General features: G+C 72.2%; 15 protein-coding genes and 1 riboswitch. Of the genes, 5 read left to right on the plus strand and 10 right to left on the minus strand.

All coding sequences use genetic code 11. The features are described from left to right. Positions 1–89 precede the first annotated feature (89 nt). The 5 genes from ACZ3IL_RS01110 to ACZ3IL_RS01130 all read right to left on the minus strand — a co-directional run bounded on the left by ACZ3IL_RS01110 (position 90) and on the right by ACZ3IL_RS01130 (position 5,881). Positions 90–1,856 (minus strand): ABC transporter substrate-binding protein, encoded by a 1,767-nt coding sequence (locus ACZ3IL_RS01110; RefSeq protein WP_467385473.1) that lies wholly within the window; start codon positions 1,854–1,856, stop codon positions 90–92. 110 nt (positions 1,857–1,966) lie between these two features. After that, on the minus strand, positions 1,967–2,986 hold the full coding sequence (locus ACZ3IL_RS01115) for an ABC transporter permease (protein WP_467385474.1): 1,020 nt from the start codon (positions 2,984–2,986) through the stop codon (positions 1,967–1,969). A 351-nt stretch (positions 2,987–3,337) separates the two neighbouring features. After that, positions 3,338–4,165 carry an enhanced serine sensitivity protein SseB C-terminal domain-containing protein gene (locus tag ACZ3IL_RS01120; RefSeq protein ID WP_467385475.1) on the minus strand — a complete coding sequence of 276 codons (828 nt, stop codon included), beginning with the start codon at positions 4,163–4,165 and terminating at the stop codon, positions 3,338–3,340. Between the two features lie 92 nt (positions 4,166–4,257). Then, positions 4,258–4,995: an enhanced serine sensitivity protein SseB gene (locus ACZ3IL_RS01125; protein ID WP_467385476.1), complete on the minus strand. Its 738-nt coding sequence runs from the start codon at positions 4,993–4,995 to the stop codon at positions 4,258–4,260. A 223-nt stretch (positions 4,996–5,218) separates the two neighbouring features. Then, positions 5,219–5,881, minus strand: coding sequence for an AAA family ATPase (locus ACZ3IL_RS01130; RefSeq protein WP_467385477.1), 663 nt, complete (start codon positions 5,879–5,881; stop codon positions 5,219–5,221). A 167-nt stretch (positions 5,882–6,048) separates the two neighbouring features. Continuing rightward, positions 6,049–6,148, plus strand: a riboswitch (glycine riboswitch). A gap of 157 nt (positions 6,149–6,305) precedes the next feature. Here ACZ3IL_RS01130 and gcvT point away from each other — a divergent pair. The 4 genes from gcvT (at position 6,306) to ACZ3IL_RS01150 (ending at position 10,700) form a co-directional block, all read left to right on the plus strand. Next, the gene (gene gcvT, locus ACZ3IL_RS01135; protein WP_467385478.1) at positions 6,306–7,421 is read left to right on the plus strand and encodes a glycine cleavage system aminomethyltransferase GcvT; all 1,116 of its coding nucleotides are present in this window, start codon (positions 6,306–6,308) and stop codon (positions 7,419–7,421) included. Between the two features lie 77 nt (positions 7,422–7,498). Further along, complete coding sequence (gcvH, locus tag ACZ3IL_RS01140) at positions 7,499–7,879, plus strand: glycine cleavage system protein GcvH (RefSeq protein WP_030218599.1); 381 nt, start codon at positions 7,499–7,501, stop codon at positions 7,877–7,879. 32 nt (positions 7,880–7,911) lie between these two features. Continuing rightward, the gene (gene glyA, locus ACZ3IL_RS01145) at positions 7,912–9,171 is read left to right on the plus strand and encodes a serine hydroxymethyltransferase (protein WP_467385479.1); all 1,260 of its coding nucleotides are present in this window, start codon (positions 7,912–7,914) and stop codon (positions 9,169–9,171) included. Between the two features lie 158 nt (positions 9,172–9,329). Beyond that, positions 9,330–10,700: an L-serine ammonia-lyase gene (locus tag ACZ3IL_RS01150; RefSeq protein ID WP_467385480.1), complete on the plus strand. Its 1,371-nt coding sequence runs from the start codon at positions 9,330–9,332 to the stop codon at positions 10,698–10,700. Between the two features lie 70 nt (positions 10,701–10,770). Here ACZ3IL_RS01150 and ACZ3IL_RS01155 read toward each other — a convergent pair whose 3' ends face one another. From ACZ3IL_RS01155 to ACZ3IL_RS01175, 5 genes are all read right to left on the minus strand, one after another. Further along, a complete protein-coding gene (locus ACZ3IL_RS01155; protein ID WP_351895805.1) occupies positions 10,771–10,986 on the minus strand; it encodes an EF-hand domain-containing protein in 216 nt (71 codons plus the stop codon). A 514-nt stretch (positions 10,987–11,500) separates the two neighbouring features. Continuing rightward, positions 11,501–12,019: an ATP-binding protein gene (locus tag ACZ3IL_RS01160; protein ID WP_467385481.1), complete on the minus strand. Its 519-nt coding sequence runs from the start codon at positions 12,017–12,019 to the stop codon at positions 11,501–11,503. 72 nt (positions 12,020–12,091) lie between these two features. Next, the gene (locus ACZ3IL_RS01165; protein ID WP_467385482.1) at positions 12,092–12,859 is read right to left on the minus strand and encodes an enoyl-CoA hydratase/isomerase family protein; all 768 of its coding nucleotides are present in this window, start codon (positions 12,857–12,859) and stop codon (positions 12,092–12,094) included. Between the two features lie 84 nt (positions 12,860–12,943). Further along, a complete protein-coding gene (locus ACZ3IL_RS01170) occupies positions 12,944–14,209 on the minus strand; it encodes a L,D-transpeptidase (protein ID WP_467385483.1) in 1,266 nt (421 codons plus the stop codon). A 205-nt stretch (positions 14,210–14,414) separates the two neighbouring features. Then, positions 14,415–15,683: a L,D-transpeptidase gene (locus ACZ3IL_RS01175; RefSeq protein WP_467385484.1), complete on the minus strand. Its 1,269-nt coding sequence runs from the start codon at positions 15,681–15,683 to the stop codon at positions 14,415–14,417. A gap of 114 nt (positions 15,684–15,797) precedes the next feature. Here ACZ3IL_RS01175 and glgX point away from each other — a divergent pair, with 114 nt between their 5' ends. Then, positions 15,798–17,999: a glycogen debranching protein GlgX gene (gene glgX / locus ACZ3IL_RS01180; protein ID WP_467385485.1), complete on the plus strand. Its 2,202-nt coding sequence runs from the start codon at positions 15,798–15,800 to the stop codon at positions 17,997–17,999. The last annotated feature ends 74 nt before the right edge of the window (positions 18,000–18,073 follow it).

Consider the following 18,073-nt stretch of genomic DNA (forward strand, 5'->3'; position numbering starts at 1 on the left):
CCCCGGGGGGGGCCCCGGGCCCGCCGCCCACGGCCATCACCTGCCCTTCGGACCTGGCGGCGGGTGGTGCGCCGGTGGAGCGGGTCGGATTACTTGACGACGCCGAGCGACGCGTAGTCGTAGCGGCCGTTGTAGGCGTCCGCGGTGTAGACGTTGGTCAGCCGGGAGCTGCGCCAGATGATGTTCTTCTCGTGGGTGAAGGGCAGGTAGACCGCGGCCTCCGACACCTTCGTGTTGATCTGCTTGTAGAGCTCGCCGGCCTTGGCCGGGTCGGTCTCCTTCAGCGCCTGGTCGAACAGGCCGTTGACGGCCGGGTCGTTCAGCTCGGAGAAGTTGTTGTTGCCGCTCTGGAGGATGAAGCGGCCGTCGACCAGCGGCTGGAGGAAGCCCTGGCCGGTCGGGAAGTCGGCGCCCCAGCCCATGATGATGATGCCGTAGCCCTTCTCCTTGACCACCTTCGGCGAACCGATGATGCCCGAGGTCTGGGCGCCGTCGAACTGGTCGATCTGGGCGTCGATGTTGACGGCCTTCAGCGACTGCTGGAGGGACTCGGCGGTGGCGATCTCGATCGGCTTGTTGTTGCGGACCGCGATGGTGGTCTTGAAGCCGTTCGGCTTGCCGCACTTGGCGAGGGCCTCCTTGGCCTTCGCCAGGTCCGGCTTGCCCGCGAGCTTGCCGTACGGGTCGGCCTTCGGGTCGGCGCCCTTGATCGCCGGCGGCAGCATGTTGGTGGCGATGTCGCCGCCGGCCTGCGGGCCGCCGCGGGCGGTCTGCAGGGACTTGGAGTCCGCCGCGTAGATCATGGCCTTGCGGCACTCGATGTTGGGCGTGACCGTCTGCGGGAAGACCGCGTAGCGGATGAAGCCCGTCTGCGGGTTGTCGATGTTGCCCTTGTGCTGCTGGAGCACCTTCTGGCGGGCGGCGGCGCCGACGCCGGTCGCGTTGATGTCGAGGTCGTACTCGCCCTCGATCAGGCGGTTGTCCATGTCGTCGGAGTTCGTGGTGAACGTGACGCTGATCTTGTCCGGCAGGGCCTTGCGGACGGTGTCCGTCTTGGCGTCCCACTTGTCGTTGCGGACGAGCTTGATGGACTTGTTGGGGGTGTAGGACTCCCACTTGTACGGGCCGGAGGAGAACGGCTTCAGACCGTACTTGGACTTGGTGTCCTTGTCCTGGCGGACCGGGGAGGCGGCGGGCATCGCCAGCATCTGCAGGAAGTCGCCGTTGGCGACCGGCAGCTTGAAGACGATGGTCTTGTCGTCCGGGGTCTCGATCGCCTTCAGGCCGAGCTTGTCGGGCGAGGTGTCCTTGTAGGGGCCCTTGTACTCGCCCTTGGGGTCCAGGACCTGCTGGAGGTAGATCGGGCCGCCGGAGATGACGTCCTGGGCCCAGATGCGCTCGATGCCGTACTTGATGTCCTTGGAGGTGATCGGCTTGCCGTCCTCCCAGGTGATCCCGTCCTTCAGGGTGAAGGTGTAGGTGAGGCCGTCGGGCGAGACCTTGCCGGTGTCGGTGGCGAGGTCGGAGACCAGCTCGGTGGAGGCCGCGCCGGGCTGCGCCTTGAAGGTGACCAGCTGGCGCGTGTAGTAGCGGGCGAAGTCCCACACGAAGCCGTAGTAGCCGCGCTGCGGGTCCCAGCTGTCGGCCTCCTGCGAGCCGATGAACTTCAGCTCGCCGCCCTTCTTGTCGGAGGCGTTGAGGACCTTGTTGACGCCGCCGTTGAAGGCGAGGCCGCCCTTGCCCTTGTCGCCGCCGTCGCCGTTGCCGCCGCCGCAGGCCGTGGTGACGACCATCGTGGCCGCCGCGAGCAGCGCGCCCGCGGCGATCCTGCGCCTCTGAGTGCTCATCAGGGTCATGGGTCTCGCAACCTCCGGGAGAGTGGGCGGCCGTTGCGGCGGTCCGCCGTTGGGGTGGGGCCTCCTGTCGCCAGCGGCAGGGGCGGTTCTTGGGGGTCGTCGGCGAACGGTCAGCGGGAGCCCTTCGGGTCGAGCGCGTCGCGCACGCCGTCGCCGAAGAGGTTGAACGCCAGTACGGTGATGAAGATCGCGAGGCCGGGGATCACCATGAACAGCGGGTCCGACTCGTAGGTGTTGATGGCCTTGGACAGCATCTGGCCCCAGGAGGCGGTCGGGGGCTTCACGCCGGCCCCGAGGAAGCTGAGGGCCGCTTCGGTGAGGATGTTGGTGGGGATCATGAGGGTCGCGTAGACCGTGATCGGGGCCACCAGGTTGGGCAGCAGCTCCTTGCGGAGGATGTAGAGGCGGCCCGCGCCCAGGCTCTGGGCGGCCTCCACGTACTCCCGGTTGCGCAGCGAGAGGGTCTGGCCCCGGACGATGCGGCCGACGTACGGCCAGCCGAAGAAGCCGATCACGACGACGAGGGCGCCGATGCGCACGCCCGAGCCCTCGATGCCGAGCAGTTCGTTGGGCAGCACCGAGACCAGCGCGATCGTGAAGAGCAGCTGCGGGAAGGCGAGCATGACGTCCATGACCCGGCTGAGGGCCGCGTCGATCCAGCCGCCGAAGTAGCCCGCGACGATGCCGAGGACGGTGCCGAGGAAGACCGCGAAGACCGCCGCCAGGAAGGCGACGAGCAGCGAGATCCGGGCGCCGTAGACGATGCGGCTGAAGACGTCGCGGCCGTTGACCGGTTCCACCCCGAGGAGGAAGTCGGAGCTGATGCCGCCCCAGGAGCCGATCGGGGTGCCGAACAGCGGGTCGATCTGATCCTCGTGGAACTCGTCCGGCGGGTGGCCGAGCAGGCCGACGATGACCGGCGCGAGGACCGCGACCACGATGAGGAAGAGGACGACGAAGGCGCCGGCGAGGGCGAGCTTGTCGCGCTTGAGGCGGGTCCAGGCGATCTTCCAGGGCGAACGGCCCTGGATTCCCTTGCCGGGGGTTCCGGGAGTGCCGGGGGCGGCGGGCGCGCCGTCGACGGTGGCGGTCGACGCACCCGCACTCGTCTCGTGCAGTGGTGCCGTCATCGTGGTGAGGACCCCTCTCGGCCGCCGGTAGCCGGCCCTTGCCCGCCGCGGGTGGCGGCTCGGTGGAACAACCTGCGGGGCACCTGCTCGAAAGGAGTCGGGCACCCGGTGTTCCGGGAGTCTTCAACGCGTTTGTGATCACCCGCCAGACCTGGCGGGGAATGGTTGCCCAAACGTGATGCGGTGCTGTGAATTCCGTTATCCGGACGTCGCGCGGATGTCAGCGGACCAACCCGGGCCCTCCTCCCCTCAACCGGACATGTCGCCCAACGTGGCGTTCGACCTCCTGAATTGGGGCGAACGAAGGGCCTTTCCGGTGGGGGGCGGGACGCGTGGGGCGGGTGCGGCGTCTCAGTATCCGGACGGAGGGGCCGGCGGGTACCCGTACCCCGGGACGGCGGAACCGCGGCCGGCGTGCGCCTCGCGGTCGTAGAAGGGGCGCGCGTTCGCCCGCAGCCAGAGCGCCACCGGGTCGTAGGCGTCGGAGAGGGCGACCGTCGAGACGGGCAGGCCGTCGGGGACGCCGCCGATGGACTGGCGCATCATCGTCCGGACCGTGTCGACGGCCGCCGGGGAGGTGTCGTACAGGTCGAGACCGATGACGAGGTACGGGGAGCCCAGCGCGGGCTGCACCCAGCCCCGGCGCAGAGCCCGGACGGCCGGGGTGCGGTGCGCGTTCTGGGTCAGCAGGGCGTAGAACTGGGGGACCTCCAGGGCGGGCTCGGTGACGCGCAGCGGCCCGGCGGGCATCCGGTCGAGACCGGTGGCGATCCGGCGCAGGTCGGCCCAGGGGATGCCGACCCCGCCGCCGGGGGCGTGCGGATTGAGCCAGACGCCCCAGCGGTCGGGATAGAGGGCGCGGGCGATCTCCCGGCCGGTGACGCGCTCGTGGGCGCGGTTCCAGCCGGAGGCGGCGAGCTCCTGGGCGGAGGTGACGCAGGGCGCGTAGCCGAAGCCGTCGACCTCCATGTTCCCGTACTGGGCGTCGGGCGAGCCCGGGGAGCCCTGCCAGAGCAGCATCCGGAGCTCGCCGTCGGCGAGGGCGTGCAGCAGCCGCTCGTACGCGTCGTAGCGTCCGGGCGCCACCTGGCTCAGCGCGTGCTCGACCTTCTCCCGGGCCGCCTCCTCCGCCCGGGCGGAGGAGGCCCCGTTGTCCTCGGCCGTGCCTGACGCGCTCACCCTGGGTTCCGCCCCTCTTCCGTCCACCACGTGTGTGCGGCCGCCGAGGTCCGCGCGGCCGCCGAGTCAGTTCAGCTTAAACAGGGGGCCGCTCACACGGCGGCGCGCTGGTAGAAGGGCCGCACCCGCTCCAGCATCCAGTCCCCGACCGGGTCCTGCGCCATGTCGAGCAGGATGAGGTTGACCGGCCAGGCCACCTCGACCCGGCCGAGGGCGCGGCCGAGGGCGTTCAGGGGCTCGGTGCGGTCGGCGCCCTCCCAGTGGGAGAGCTGGACGCCGACGAAGAGGGCCGGTTCGGTGCCCTCGACGCTGGCGAGGGCGCGGCGGGCGGTGGCGACGGTGCCGGTGGCCTCGAACTCGGCGGAGGCCGCGGCGAGGAAGTCGACCGGGTCGTCCTGCCAGTCGGGTTCGAAGAGCCGGACGCGGCCGCCGGACGCGGGCCCGTCCAGCGGGGTGCGGCCGACGCGGCAGAGTTCCGCCACGGCGGGCGGGGGCAGCGGGACGCCGACGACGCCGCCGGGGTTCACGGCGATGCCGAGCTGCGGGGGCAGGCCGCGGGCGAAGTCGCGGGCGGGGGCGACGGCGAAGGACATGTCGCCGGCGCAGGCGCGGAACTGCTGCTCGGAGCTGAAGACGGGGGTGTAGGCCGCGCCGTCGAGCTCCATGGTGGCGAGGTCCAGGTCGGTGCTGCCGGGGGCGCGGCCGTTGGGCAGGGGCACCCAGACCGGGCTGCGGCCGAGCACCTCGATCAGGCGGCCGCCCGCCTCGGGGTTGCCGAGCGAGGCCGCCAGCACCTCTTCGAGCTCGTTGCCCGGCCACGTCACGTCCACGGTCCCGTTCCCCTCCTCGCACGGCCTGCCGCTCCGGCCGCCCGGCAGCACCCTAACGCCGCCCCGGCGCCGCCGTGCCCAGAAGAGAAGGGTACGAGCGTCCGGGACCGTCCCGCTCCCGGCGACGGCTCCGCCGGACGGCCCGGGCGGTGGCTCCGCCGGACGGTCCCGCCGACGGGGCCGACGGCTCCGGCGGGGCCCGCCGGACGCCGGGCACCCTCCGTCAGCCGGCCTCCCGGAAGGTGATCGCCCGCAGGGTGTCGGCGGCGTCCCGGTCGAGGAGGGTCGCCGAGGCGCAGCCGGCCGGCGGCCGGCCGGACTCGACCGCCCGCAGCAGCCGGCCGACGGCGCGCCGGTGCCGGGCGAAGGCGTACCCGGAGACGCCCCGGCCCCGGGCGTCCTGGCCCGCCCTGGCGGTGTCCGGGGTGACGTCCAGGAGGAGCAGGTGCAGGGACCGGCCCCGGCGGCGGGCCTCGCGGGCGAGCCAGCCGCGCACCCAGGACTGGGTGCCGCAGTCGTGCACGACCACGCTCGCGCCGGAGCGCAGGGCGCGGCGCAGCCCGGCGTAGTGCGCGAGCCGGACCAGCGGGCGGTAGACGGCGTACGGCAGGAGGCGGGGCATCCGGGCCTCCCAGCGCTCGCGGACGTCCTGGGAGTCGATGCCGCGTCCTTCGGCGGTCCGTCTCATGAGGGTGGACTTGCCGCTGCCGGGCAGCCCGGAGACGACCACGAGGTCGCCCGGGGCGAAGGCGAGGGTGCGGGGGCCCCGGCCGCCGCGCTCGCGCAGGTCCCGCAGGACGCGGGCCCGCCCCCGGGTCCGGGCCCGGGCCCGCCGGGACGGTATGCCGGTGCCCGCCGCGTACGCGCCGGTGTGCTGGATCGTCATCGCTTCTCCCCCTGCCGGGCCCCGGAGGACCCTTCCCAAGAAGTGTAAAGAAACGGTAATGGGACACAAGCGATTTGCCGCGCCGACACCGCGTGCAATGATGTGCCCGCCAGGACCGGACAGGCCCCGCACGGGCCCGGCCGCCCCACAACCGCATACCGGCCGCTCGAATCCGCGCGGGAGAGTTCCGGCGCACAGGGTGCGTCCGGACGCCGAAGGAGCAAGACCCTCCCTTGAATCTCTCAGGCCCCGTACCGCGCGGATGAGGCAGATCTGAAAAGCGGGACACCGTCGTGTCCCCACCCAAGGTGCAAGCCGGGGATGCCCCCGGTGAACCTCTCAGGTTCCATGACAGATGGGGAGGACGTCCTCGCCCGTCATGTTCTTTCGTCACCGAACGCCCTTGGGACCCGGGAGCCACCCCATGACCACCGCCCCCCGCCTCACCGCCCTCGACGCCCTGCACCGTTCGCTGGGCGCGACCATGACCGACTTCGCGGGCTGGGACATGCCGCTCCGCTACGGCAGCGAGCGCGACGAGCACAACGCCGTCCGCACCCGGGCCGGCCTCTTCGACCTCTCCCACATGGGCGAGATCACCGTCACCGGCCCGGAGGCCGTCAACCTGCTCGACCACGCCCTGGTCGGCAACATCTCCACGGTGGGCCCGGGCCGCGCCCGGTACACGATGATCTGCCGCGAGGACGGCGGCATCCTGGACGACCTGATCGTCTACCGCCTGGGCGACACCGAGTACATGGTCGTCGCCAACGCCTCCAACGCCCAGACCGTCCTGGACGCCCTCACCGAGCGCGCGGCCGGCTTCGACGCCGAGGTCCGCGACGACCGCGACGCGTACGCCCTCATCGCGGTCCAGGGCCCGGAGTCCCCCGGCATCCTGAAGGCGGTCACCGACGCCGACCTGGACGGCCTGAAGTACTACGCCGGCCTGCCGGGCACGGTCGCGGGCGTGCCCGCCCTGATCGCCCGCACCGGGTACACCGGCGAGGACGGCTTCGAGCTCTTCCTGAAGCCGGAGCACGCCGAGGGCGTGTGGAAGGCGCTGACCGGGGCGGGCGAGGGCGTCGGCCTGATCCCCTGCGGCCTGTCCTGCCGCGACACGCTCCGCCTGGAGGCGGGCATGCCGCTGTACGGCCACGAGCTGACCACCTCCCTCACCCCCTTCGACGCGGGCCTCGGCCGGGTCGTGAAGTTCGAGAAGCCGGGCGACTTCGTCGGCCGCGAGGCGCTGGAGGCCGCCGCCGGGCGCGCCGAGACCGCCCCGCCGCGCAAGCTGGTCGGCCTGGTCGCCGAGGGCCGCCGCGTCCCGCGCGCCGGCATGCCGGTCGTCTGCGGCGGCGAGGTCGTCGGCGAGGTCACCTCCGGCGCCCCGTCCCCGACCCTCGGAAAGCCGATCGCGATGGCGTACGTGGACGCGGCGCACGCGGAGCCCGGCACCCCGGGCGTGGGGGTGGACATCCGGGGCACCCACGAGCCGTACGAGGTCGTGGCGCTGCCGTTCTACAAGCGCCGGAAGTGACGCACCCGTCCCGCCCGGCGTCTCACACCGCAAGACCGACGTTCATCAGCACTCCCCCGATCCAGGAGAATCAGGTCATGAGCAACCCCCAGCAGCTGCGCTACACCAAGGAGCACGAGTGGCTGTCGGACGCCGAGGACGGCGTCGCGACCGTCGGCATCACCGAGTTCGCGGCCAACGCGCTCGGTGACGTCGTCTACGCCCAGCTCCCCGAGGTCGGCGACACCGTCACCGCGGGCGAGACCTGCGGCGAGCTGGAGTCGACGAAGTCCGTGAGCGACCTGTACTCCCCCGTCTCGGGCGAGGTCGTCGCCGCCAACCAGGACGTGGTGGACGACCCGTCCCTGGTGAACACGGCTCCGTTCGAGGGTGGCTGGCTGTTCAAGGTGCGCGTCGCGGGTGAGCCGGACGACCTGCTCACCGCCGACGAGTACGCCGCGTTCTCCGCCGGGAACTGAGACCGGGCCCGAAACCCCTTAGGGATCGATTCATGTCGCTTCTGAACACCCCCCTCCACGAGCTGGACCCCGACGTCGCCGCCGCCGTCGACGCCGAGCTCCGCCGCCAGCAGTCCACCCTCGAGATGATCGCCTCGGAGAACTTCGCTCCGGTCGCGGTCATGGAGGCACAGGGCTCCGTCCTCACCAACAAGTACGCCGAGGGCTACCCGGGCCGCCGCTACTACGGCGGCTGCGAGCACGTCGACGTGACCGAGCAGATCGCGATCGACCGGATCAAGGACCTGTTCGGCGCCGAGTACGCCAACGTCCAGCCGCACTCCGGCGCCTCCGCGAACCAGGCCGCCCTCTTCGCGCTCGCCCAGCCCGGCGACACGATCCTGGGTCTGGACCTGGCGCACGGCGGCCACCTCACCCACGGCATGCGCCTGAACTTCTCGGGCAAGCAGTTCAACGTGGTCGCGTACCACGTGGACGGGGCCGGCCTGGTCGACATGGCCGAGGTCGAGAGCCTGGCCAAGGAGCACCGCCCCAAGGTGATCATCGCGGGCTGGTCGGCCTACCCGCGTCAGCTGGACTTCGCGGAGTTCCGCCGGATCGCGGACGAGGTCGGCGCCCACCTGTGGGTCGACATGGCCCACTTCGCGGGCCTGGTCGCCGCCGGTCTGCACCCGAACCCGGTCGAGTACGCGGACGTGGTGACCTCCACCACGCACAAGACGCTCGGCGGCCCGCGCGGCGGCGTCATCCTGGCGAAGAAGGAGTTCGCGAAGAAGCTGAACTCCTCGGTCTTCCCCGGTTTCCAGGGCGGCCCGCTGGAGCACGTGATCGCGGCCAAGGCCGTCTCCTTCAAGGTCGCGGCCTCGGAGGAGTTCAAGGAGCGCCAGGAGCGCACCCTGGAGGGCGCCCGGATCATCGCCGAGCGCCTGGTCCAGGACGACGTGACCGCCCACGGCGTCTCGGTCCTGTCCGGCGGTACGGACGTGCACCTGCTCCTGGTCGACCTGCGCGACTCGGAGCTGGACGGCCAGCAGGCCGAGGACCGGCTCCACGAGGTCGGCATCACGGTCAACCGGAACGCGGTCCCGAACGACCCGCGTCCCCCGATGGTCACCTCGGGCCTGCGCATCGGCACGCCGGCGCTCGCGACCCGCGGTTTCGGGGCCGAGGACTTCCGCGAGGTGGCGGACGTCATCGCCGAGACCCTCAAGCCCGGCTTCGACGCCGAGGCCCTCAGGGCCCGGGTGACCGCCCTCGCGGACAAGCACCCGCTGTACCCCGGCCTGAAGTGATCCCGCAGTAATTTCGTACGCTTTTGTTCGTACGGACATCCGGGGCACCGCGCACACTGGAACAACGGGCGCGGTGCCCCGACCCATGTCCCCCGCCCACGCGCTTTCTGCACCACCCCGGCAGACAACGACGTCCAGCCCCCACAAGGAGTCCTCCCGTGGCCATCTCGGTCTTCGACCTGTTCTCGATCGGCATCGGTCCGTCGAGCTCCCACACGGTGGGCCCGATGCGCGCGGCCCGGATGTTCGCCCGCCGGCTGAAGAACGAGGGCCTGCTGGCCCACACGGCGAAGGTGCGGGCGGAGCTGTACGGCTCCCTGGGGGCGACCGGCCACGGCCACGGCACCCCGAAGGCCGTCCTGCTCGGCCTGGAGGGGAACTCGCCCCGCACGGTCGACGTCGAGCGCGCGGACGAGGAGTTCGAGCGGATCAGGGAGAGCGGCCGGATCGACCTGCTCGGCGCCCACGAGATCCCCTTCGACTTCGACGCCGACCTGGTCCTGCACCGGCGCAAGGCGCTCCCGTACCACGCCAACGGCATGACGGTCTTCGCGTACGACGCCGGGGGCGCGCTCCTCCTGGAGAAGACGTACTACTCGGTCGGCGGCGGCTTCGTCGTCGACGAGGACGCCGTCGCGGGCGAGAACCCGATCGTCCCGGACGACACCGTCCTGAAGTACCCCTTCCGCACCGGCGACGAGCTGCTGCGCCTCGCCCGGGAGACCGGCCTGTCGATCTCGGCGATGATGCTGGAGAACGAGAAGGCCTGGCGCACCGAGGACGAGATCCGGGCGGGCCTGCTGGAGATCTGGCGGGTCATGCAGTCCTGCGTCTCGCGCGGCATGGCCCGCGAGGGCATCCTGCCCGGCGGCCTGAAGGTGCGTCGGCGCGCCGCGAACTCCGCCCGGAAGCTGCGCTCCGAGGGCGACCCGGCGGCGCACGCCATGGAGTGGATCACCCTGTACGCGATGGCGGTGAACGAGGAGAACGCGGCGGGCGGCCGGGTGGTCACCGCCCCGACCAACGGCGCGGCCGGCATCATCCCCGCCGTCCTGCACTACTACATGAACTTCGTGCCCGGCGCGGACGAGGACGGCGTGGTCCGCTTCCTCCTCGCGGCCGGCGCGGTCGGCATGCTCTTCAAGGAGAACGCCTCGATCTCGGGCGCCGAGGTCGGCTGCCAGGGCGAGGTCGGCTCGGCCTGCTCGATGGCGGCCGGCGCCCTGGCCGAGGTCCTGGGCGGCTCCCCGGAGCAGGTGGAGAACGCGGCCGAGATCGGCATGGAGCACAACCTGGGCCTGACCTGCGACCCGGTCGGCGGTCTGGTCCAGATCCCCTGCATCGAGCGCAACGGCATGGCGGCGGTCAAGGCGGTCACGGCGGCGAAGATGGCGATGCGCGGCGACGGCAGCCACCTGGTCTCCCTCGACAAGGTCATCAAGACGATGAAGGAGACGGGCGCGGACATGAGCGTCAAGTACAAGGAGACGGCGCGCGGCGGCCTCGCGGTGAACATCATCGAGTGCTGAGGGCGCGGGCGCCGGAGGGGCCCCGGACGGGCGGCGACCGGAGTCGCGGTCCCGTCCGGGCGGGCGCGGGTCAGGCCTTGCTGAGGTGCGACCAGAACTCGTCCCACGACAGACGGCCGTCGCCGTTGTCGTCGCGCTGCTTGATGAGCGCCTCGGCGACCGTCTCGGTGACGTGGAAGTCGCCCAGCTGGGCCATCACGCTCTTGTACTCGGCGGCGGTGATGAAGCCGTCGCCGTCCACGTCGTACCGGTTGAATGCCGTGCGTGCCGACTCGATGTCCGCCACTGTTTCCGCCCCTTCGTGGTGCTTCTCTGACGGAGGTCAGATTAGCTGGCCCGGTACCGCCGGATGAGGGGGGTACGAGCGGGGCCGCCGTCCGGGACCGGGGGCGCGGGGCCGCCCGCCGTGGGCGTTCCCCTCGCCCCACCGGGCGTCCACCATGCGGACGAGGCCGGGAAACAACCAGTGAACCGCATAGTCATTCATGGTTTTCAAGGTGAGTGCCGCATGTCACCAACGATTCACTATTAAAACGTCCGGTTTCGCCCCACCTTGCCCCACTAGGGCCTTTTGGCAGAAGGGGCCCCGTCTGGCATAGTCGATGACACGGCCCCCATTGACCCGGGCGAGGTCGACAAGCGGCCGTGGATACACCCCCCCGTCCACGGCGCACCACACGGAAGCCCCCAGCAGCCCCACCACGGCGCACGGGGGCTTCCGTGCGTCCGGGCCCCCTCCGCGCGCACGGGCACGCGCCGGCCGTGCCGGCGGCGCGGGAGCGGCCCGGAGGCCGGCCCGTTCAGGCGCGGTCCACCACCCGCATCTCGAACCACGTCGTCTTGCCGCGCGGCGCCAGGTCCGCGCCCCACCGGTCCGCCAGCTTGTCAACGAGGAAGAGCCCCCGCCCGCTCGTGTCCAGCTCGTGCACCGGCATCAGGCAGGGCAGTCCGCGCGACGGGTCGCGCACCTCCACCCGGATCCAGCCCCGGCGGCGCTGCAGCCGCAGGGCGAAGACCCGCGCCCCGGTGTGCCGGACGGCGTTCCCCACCAGCTCCGAGACGAGCAGGACGGCGTGCTCGGCGATCTGCGGGCCCAGCCCCCACTGGCGCATCAGGACGTGCTGCGTCAGCCTGCGGGCCACCCACGCGGATCTGGGCCGGGACGGCAGCCAGATGTCCTCCTCGGCGGGGTTGCCGTACAACTCCACTGCCTCAGCTGCCTGTTGGTCATCCGCGGTCGGTGACCACCGCGCTGCGGCGGCGCTCGCGCGCTGCCAAGGTTGTTCCCTGTCCTCCAGGCCCGCCATGCCCCCCATCATGGCCGCACGGAGCCGCCCCCGGGGGCCGTTCCACCGGAATCGGCCCCCGACGGGTGCTCTCCTCCGGGCGAATCAGGCGAACTTCGCCTTCCCCGGCCCCTCCTCGACGAAGCTGCGCATCCCGCGCTCCCGGTCCTCGGTGGCGAACAGGCCCGCGAACCAGGTGCGCTCGATCGCGAGGCCGGTGTCGACGTCGGTCTCCAGGCCCTGGTCGATCGCCTCCTTCGCGGCCCGCAGGGCGACGGCCGGCCCCTGCGCCAGCTTCGCGGCCCACGCGTGCGCCCGCGCGTACACCTCGGCGGCCGGGACGACCCGGTCGACCAGGCCGAGCGAGAGGGCCTCGTCCGCCTTCACCATCCGCCCGGTGAAGATGAGGTCCTTGGCCCTGGAGGGGCCGACGAGCCGGGAGAGGCGCTGGGTGCCGCCCGCGCCCGGGATCAGGCCGAGCAGGATCTCCGGCTGGCCGAGCTTCGCGTCGTCGGCGGCGATCCGGTAGTCGGCGCAGAGGGCCAGCTCGCAGCCGCCGCCGAGCGCGTAGCCGGTGACGGCGGCGACGACCGGCTTGGGGATGCGGGCGACGGCGGTGAAGGCGTCCTGGAGGGCGCGCGAGCGCTTGACCATGGCCACGTGGTCCATGGCCTGCATCTCCTTGATGTCCGCGCCGGCCGCGAACACCTTCTCGCCGCCGTACAGGACCACGGCCCGCACGTCGTCGCGGTCGGTCGCCTCCTGGGCCAGCTCGCGCAGCCGGTCCTGGGTGGCGACGTCCAGCGCGTTCATCGGGGGGCGGTCGAGGCGGATGGTTCCGACGCCTTCGGCGACTTCGAGGTTCACAGTCATGGGAGAAGGTTAGTGGCCGTTAACGGCGCGGGACCCGGTGCTGTTGCTCACAGCACCGGGTCCCGCGGAAAGGTCCGGGAGCGCCTAGGCGATCCACTCCGACCACGGCATGTTCCAGCCGTTGAGACCGTTCTCCGGCTTGATCTGCTTGTCCTTGGAGTTCTTCACGACGATCACGTCACCGATGATCGAGCTGTCGTAGAACCAAGCGGCCGGGGTCGAGCTGTCCCCCGCGCCCCGGGTGTCCGAGAGGCCGACGCAGCCGTGGCTGACGTTCTGCGAGCCGAAGGTGCTCTTCGGGGCCCAGTAGTTGCCGTGCACGAAGGTGCCCGAGCTGGACAGGCGCATCGCGTGCGGCACGTCCTTGATGTCGTACTCGCCGCCGAAGCCGACCGTGGCGCCGTTCATCCGGGTCACCTTGTACTTCTCGCTGATGACCATCTGACCGTTGTACGTGGTCGTGGACGGCGCGCCCGCGGTGATCGGCAGCGTCTTGACGATCTTCCCGTCGCGCTCGACCTTCATCGTCTTGGCCTCGGCGTCGACCGTGGAGACCTGACGGCGGCCGATGGTGAAGGTGATCGTCTTCTTCTGCTTGCCGTAGACGCCGGGGCGGCCCTCGACGCCGTCCAGGTTGAGGTGGACCGTCACCTTGGTGCCGGCGGCCCAGTACTTCTCCGGGCGGAAGTCGAGGCGGTCGTTGCCGAACCAGTGGCCCTTGATCTCGACGGCCGGCCGGGCCGTGACCTTGATGGCCTTCTCGACGGCCTCGGGGTTGGTGATGCCCCGGGTGAAGTTGATGGACACCGGCATGCCGACGCCGACGGTCGAACCGTCCTCCGGCGTGTACTGGCCGATGAAGGTGTTCTTCGGGACGAGGGTGGTGAAGGTGGTGTCCTTCGCCGACTCGCGGCCCTCGGTGTCCTTGGCGATGGCGTGGACCTTGTACTGGGTGCCCGCGGCGAGGTGCGCGGTCGGCTGCCAGCTGGCGCCGTCCGCCGCGATCTTCCCCTCGACCGGGGTGCCCTTGGAGTCGGCGACCGTGACCGTGGTCAGCTTGCCCTGCTGGGCGGTGACCTTGAGGGCGCCGCTGGTGGCGACCGAGTCGGCGCCGTCCTTCGGAAGGACCGTCACGACCGCCTGGGAGGCCGCGTTGTCCTGCTTCCCGCCGCCCTGGGCGGCCGGGCCCCCCTGGCCCGCGCCGCCGCCGGCCGTACCGCCCCCGCCGCAGGCGGTCAGCGCAAGGAGCAGCGCACCCGCCGCCAGCGCCTTCAGCCGGGCGCCCCCGCGCCGCCGGCCGTACCGCCCCGTCGCCCCTACCGATGCCCCCGATATCGGCTGCCCGTTCACTGTGGTCGTCTCCCCTCACACGGGCCGGCAACACCACGGCCCCGCCCCCGTGCGCATTCACTCGCGCACACGACGCCAGATAATCACACCGCAGGACACGAAAGATTCCCGGGTATGTCACCGTTCCGTCCCGATCGGCGCGACGGGACGGCGGCGCCGGGCGCCGGAAACGGAGGACGGGCACCGGACGCCGGGGCGGGGAGGGTCAGCGCAGGGCGGAGCCCGCCCTCCACCGCTTCCAGTCCATGTTCCAGCCGCCGAGGCCGTTGTCGGGAGCGACCTCGCGGTCGCGGGAGTTGACCACCTCCACCACATCGCCGACCAGCGTCCGGTCGAAGAACCAGCCGGCGTGCGACCGCTCGCTGCCGCCCTTCTCGTCCCGGAGGCCCACGCAGCCGTGGCTGACGTTGGCGGAGCCGAAGGTGCCGGGCGGGGCCCAGTAGTTGCCGTGCAGGAAGGTCCCGGACTCGGTGAGCCGCATCGCGTGCGGCACGTCCTTGATGTCGTACTCGCCGCCGAAGCCGACCGTGGCCCCGTTCATCCGCGTCACGTCGTACAGCTCGGTGACGACCATCTTCCCGTTGTACGTGGTGGTCTTCGGCGCCCCGGCCGTGACGGGCAGCGTGGCCAGGACCTCGCCGTCCCTGCGCACCTCCATGGTGTGGGCGGCGGCGTCCACCACGGAGACCTGGGAGCGGCCGACGGTGAAGCCGACCTTCTTGCGCTGGACGCCGTACACGCCCGGGGCGCCCTCCACGTCCCGCAGGTCCAGCTCGACGGTGACCTCCGTGCCGGCGGCCCAGTACTCCTCCGGGCGGAAGTCGAGCCGTTCGCCGCCGAACCAGTGGCCGACGACCTCCACCGGCGGCACCGAGGTGATCCGGACGGCGCGTTCGACGGCGGCGCGGTTCACCACGGGCCGGTTGAACGAGAAGGAGACGATCATGCCGGTGCCGACCGTGGAGCGGTTCTCCGGCGTGAAGTAGCCGACGAGCCGGGAGCCGGGCACCTCGGTGGTGAAGGTGGTGTGCCGGGCCGAGCGGCGCGCGCGGGCGTCGCGCGCGACCGCGTCCACGCTGTACTTGGCGGCCGGGGCCAGCCGTGTCCCCGGCCGGGGCCGCCAGCGCAGCCCGTCCGGCGAGACCTCCCCGGCCACCTCGGTCCGCCGGCCGTCCTCGATCCGGGCGACGGTCACCCGTTCGAGCCGTCCGTCGTCCACCCTCACCTCGACCGGGCTTCCGGCCGGGACCGCGCGGCTGCCGTCCTCCGGGCTCACCCGGATGACGTCGCCGGGGGCCCGTCCCTTGCCCGGCGAGAAGGGGCCGGTGCCCCCGCCGCCGTCCGCTCCGGTGCAGCCGGCGAGGCCCGCCACCAGTCCCGCCACCGCGAGGGCGCGTGCCGCCCGTCTCCTTGCAGATCTCACGCCCGGACCAACGACCGCCGCCCTCCGGGGGGAATCGCGCGTACGGGTCATGTTGGGAGCACGGCCGGGCGGGCAGAACAGGAGGAGAACCGCACCCGGGGAGCGGCGGCCGGGACGCCGCCGGTCCCCGGACGCGGTCCCGACGGAGCCGCGGGAGGCCGGACGGTGGCGAGCGCAGCCGAGCAGGAGGCCGTACAGGAGCATGCGCCGGAGCGGGCGGGGCCACCCGTGTGGCCGGGGGCGCCGACGCCCCTCGGCGCCCGCTGCCGGGTCGGCCCCGACGGGGTGCGGGGCACCAACTTCGCCCTGTGGGCGGGCGGGGCGGAGGCCGTCGAGCTGTGCCTGTTCGACGCGGACGGCACGGAGCGGCGGCTGCCGCTGACCGAGCTGACCCACGAGATCTGGCACGGCTTCGTGCCCGGGACGGGCCCGGGGCAGCGGTACGGCTACCGGGTGCACGGCCGCTGGGACCCGTGGACGGGCGCCCGCTGGAACCCGGCGAAGCTGCTCCTCGACCCGTACGCGCGGGCCGTCGACGGCGAGTTCGCCCTTCCCCCCGAGGTGTACGGGCACGTCCGGGACTGGCCGCAGCAGCACGTGGCCGACACCGTGCGCGACGAGCGGGACTCCGCCCCGTACGTACCGAAGGGGGTCGTCGTCCACGACGACGACGACTGGTCCGACGACCGCAGGCCCAAGACGCCCTGGCAGGACTCGGTCATCTACGAGGTGCACGTCAAGGGCTTCACCAAGCTGCACCCGGGCGTCCCCGAGCACCTGCGCGGCACGTACGCGGGCCTCGCGCACCCGGCCGCGATCGACCACCTCGTGCGGCTCGGGGTGACGGCGGTCGAGCTGCTGCCGGTGCACCAGTTCGCGCACGAGGACCACCTGCTGCGCCGGGGGCTGCGCAACTACTGGGGGTACAACTCCGTCGGCTACTTCGCGCCGCACGCCGGCTACTCCTCCTCGGGGACGGCCGGCCAGCAGGTCGGCGAGTTCAAGCGGATGGTGCGGGCGCTGCACGCGGCCGGGATCGAGGTCATCCTCGACGTGGTCTACAACCACACGGCGGAGGCGGGCGAGCTGGGCCCCACCCTCTCCCTGAAGGGCATCGACAACCGCGCCTACTACCGGCTCCAGTCCGACGCCCGCCGGTACGCCGACTACACGGGCTGCGGCAACACCCTGCACGTGGTGCGGCCGCAGGTGCTGCGGCTCATCACCGACAGCCTGCGCTACTGGGTGACCGAGATGGGGGTGGACGGCTTCCGCTTCGACCTGGCGGCGGCGCTCGCCCGCTCCTTCCACGACGTGGACATGCTCTCCCCCTTCCTGGCGGTCATCGCCCAGGACCCGGTGCTGCGGCGGGTCAAGCTGATCGCGGAGCCCTGGGACGTGGGCGCCGGCGGCTACCAGGTCGGGGCGTTCCCGCCGCTGTGGACCGAGTGGAACGACCACTACCGGGACACGGTGCGGGACTTCTGGCGGGGCGCGCTGCCCGACGTCCGGGACCTCGGCTACCGGCTCTCCGGCTCCAGCGACCTGTACGCCTGGGGCGGCCGGCGGCCGTACGCCTCCGTCAACTTCGTCACCGCCCACGACGGCTTCACGCTGCGGGACCTCGTCACGTACGAGCGCAAGCACAACGAGGCCAACGGCGAGGGCAACCGGGACGGCACCCACGACAACCGGTCCTGGAACTGCGGCGCCGAGGGCGAGACCGGCGACCCGGAGATCCGGGCGCTGCGGCTGCGCCAGCAGCGCAACCTGCTCACCACCCTGCTCCTGTCGACCGGGGTCCCGATGCTGGTCGCCGGGGACGAGATGGGCCGCACCCAGGGCGGCAACAACAACGCGTACTGCCAGGACAACGAGATCGGCTGGCTCGACTGGTCGCTGCCGGAGGACCCCGGGCGCGGTCAGCTCCTCGCCCTGTCCCGGCGGCTGCTCGCGCTGCGCCACCGCCACCCGGTGCTGCGCCGCCGGGCCTTCTTCTCCGGACGGCCGCAGCGGGCGGACGGGCTGCGGGACCTGGCCTGGTTCACCGCCGGGGGCACCGAGATGACGGAGGGCGACTGGTACGCGCCCACGGCCACGCTCGGCCTCTACCTGTCGGGCCGGGACATCCCGGGCCGGGACGCGCGGGGCGGGCGGATCGCCGACGACAGCTTCCTCGCCGTCCTGCACGCGGACCACCGGCCGCTGGACTTCCGGCTGCCGGGGCCGCCCTGGGCGGAGTCGTACGAACTGGTCGTGGACACCGCCCTGGAGGACCAGTCCGGGGCGCCGGGCACGGTCCACCGGGGCGGGGAGACGCTCACGGTGGGGGCCCGGTCGGTGGTGCTGCTGCGGGTGGCGAGGTGACGCCCCGGAGAGGACCGGCGGCGTGGCGGGCGCCCGGCGCCGGCCCCGTGCCGGCGGACGGCCCCGCTCCCGGC

Source organism: Streptomyces sp. NPDC014907 (assembly GCF_055562975.1).

Excerpts from the sequence above, each read along its gene's own strand:
- ACZ3IL_RS01160 (WP_467385481.1), bottom strand. The coding sequence starts at position 12,019 with ATGATGGGGGGCATGGCGGGCCTGGAGGACAGGGAACAACCTTGGCAG.
- ACZ3IL_RS01130 (WP_467385477.1), bottom strand. The coding sequence starts at position 5,881 with ATGACGATCCAGCACACCGGCGCGTACGCGGCGGGCACCGGCATACCG.
- gcvT (WP_467385478.1), top strand. The coding sequence starts at position 6,306 with ATGACCACCGCCCCCCGCCTCACCGCCCTCGACGCCCTGCACCGTTCG.
- ACZ3IL_RS01165 (WP_467385482.1), bottom strand. The coding sequence starts at position 12,859 with ATGACTGTGAACCTCGAAGTCGCCGAAGGCGTCGGAACCATCCGCCTC.
- glyA (WP_467385479.1), top strand. The coding sequence starts at position 7,912 with ATGTCGCTTCTGAACACCCCCCTCCACGAGCTGGACCCCGACGTCGCC.
- ACZ3IL_RS01115 (WP_467385474.1), bottom strand. The coding sequence starts at position 2,986 with ATGACGGCACCACTGCACGAGACGAGTGCGGGTGCGTCGACCGCCACC.
- gcvH (WP_030218599.1), top strand. The coding sequence starts at position 7,499 with ATGAGCAACCCCCAGCAGCTGCGCTACACCAAGGAGCACGAGTGGCTG.
- ACZ3IL_RS01175 (WP_467385484.1), bottom strand. The coding sequence starts at position 15,683 with ATGACCCGTACGCGCGATTCCCCCCGGAGGGCGGCGGTCGTTGGTCCG.
- ACZ3IL_RS01110 (WP_467385473.1), bottom strand. The coding sequence starts at position 1,856 with ATGACCCTGATGAGCACTCAGAGGCGCAGGATCGCCGCGGGCGCGCTG.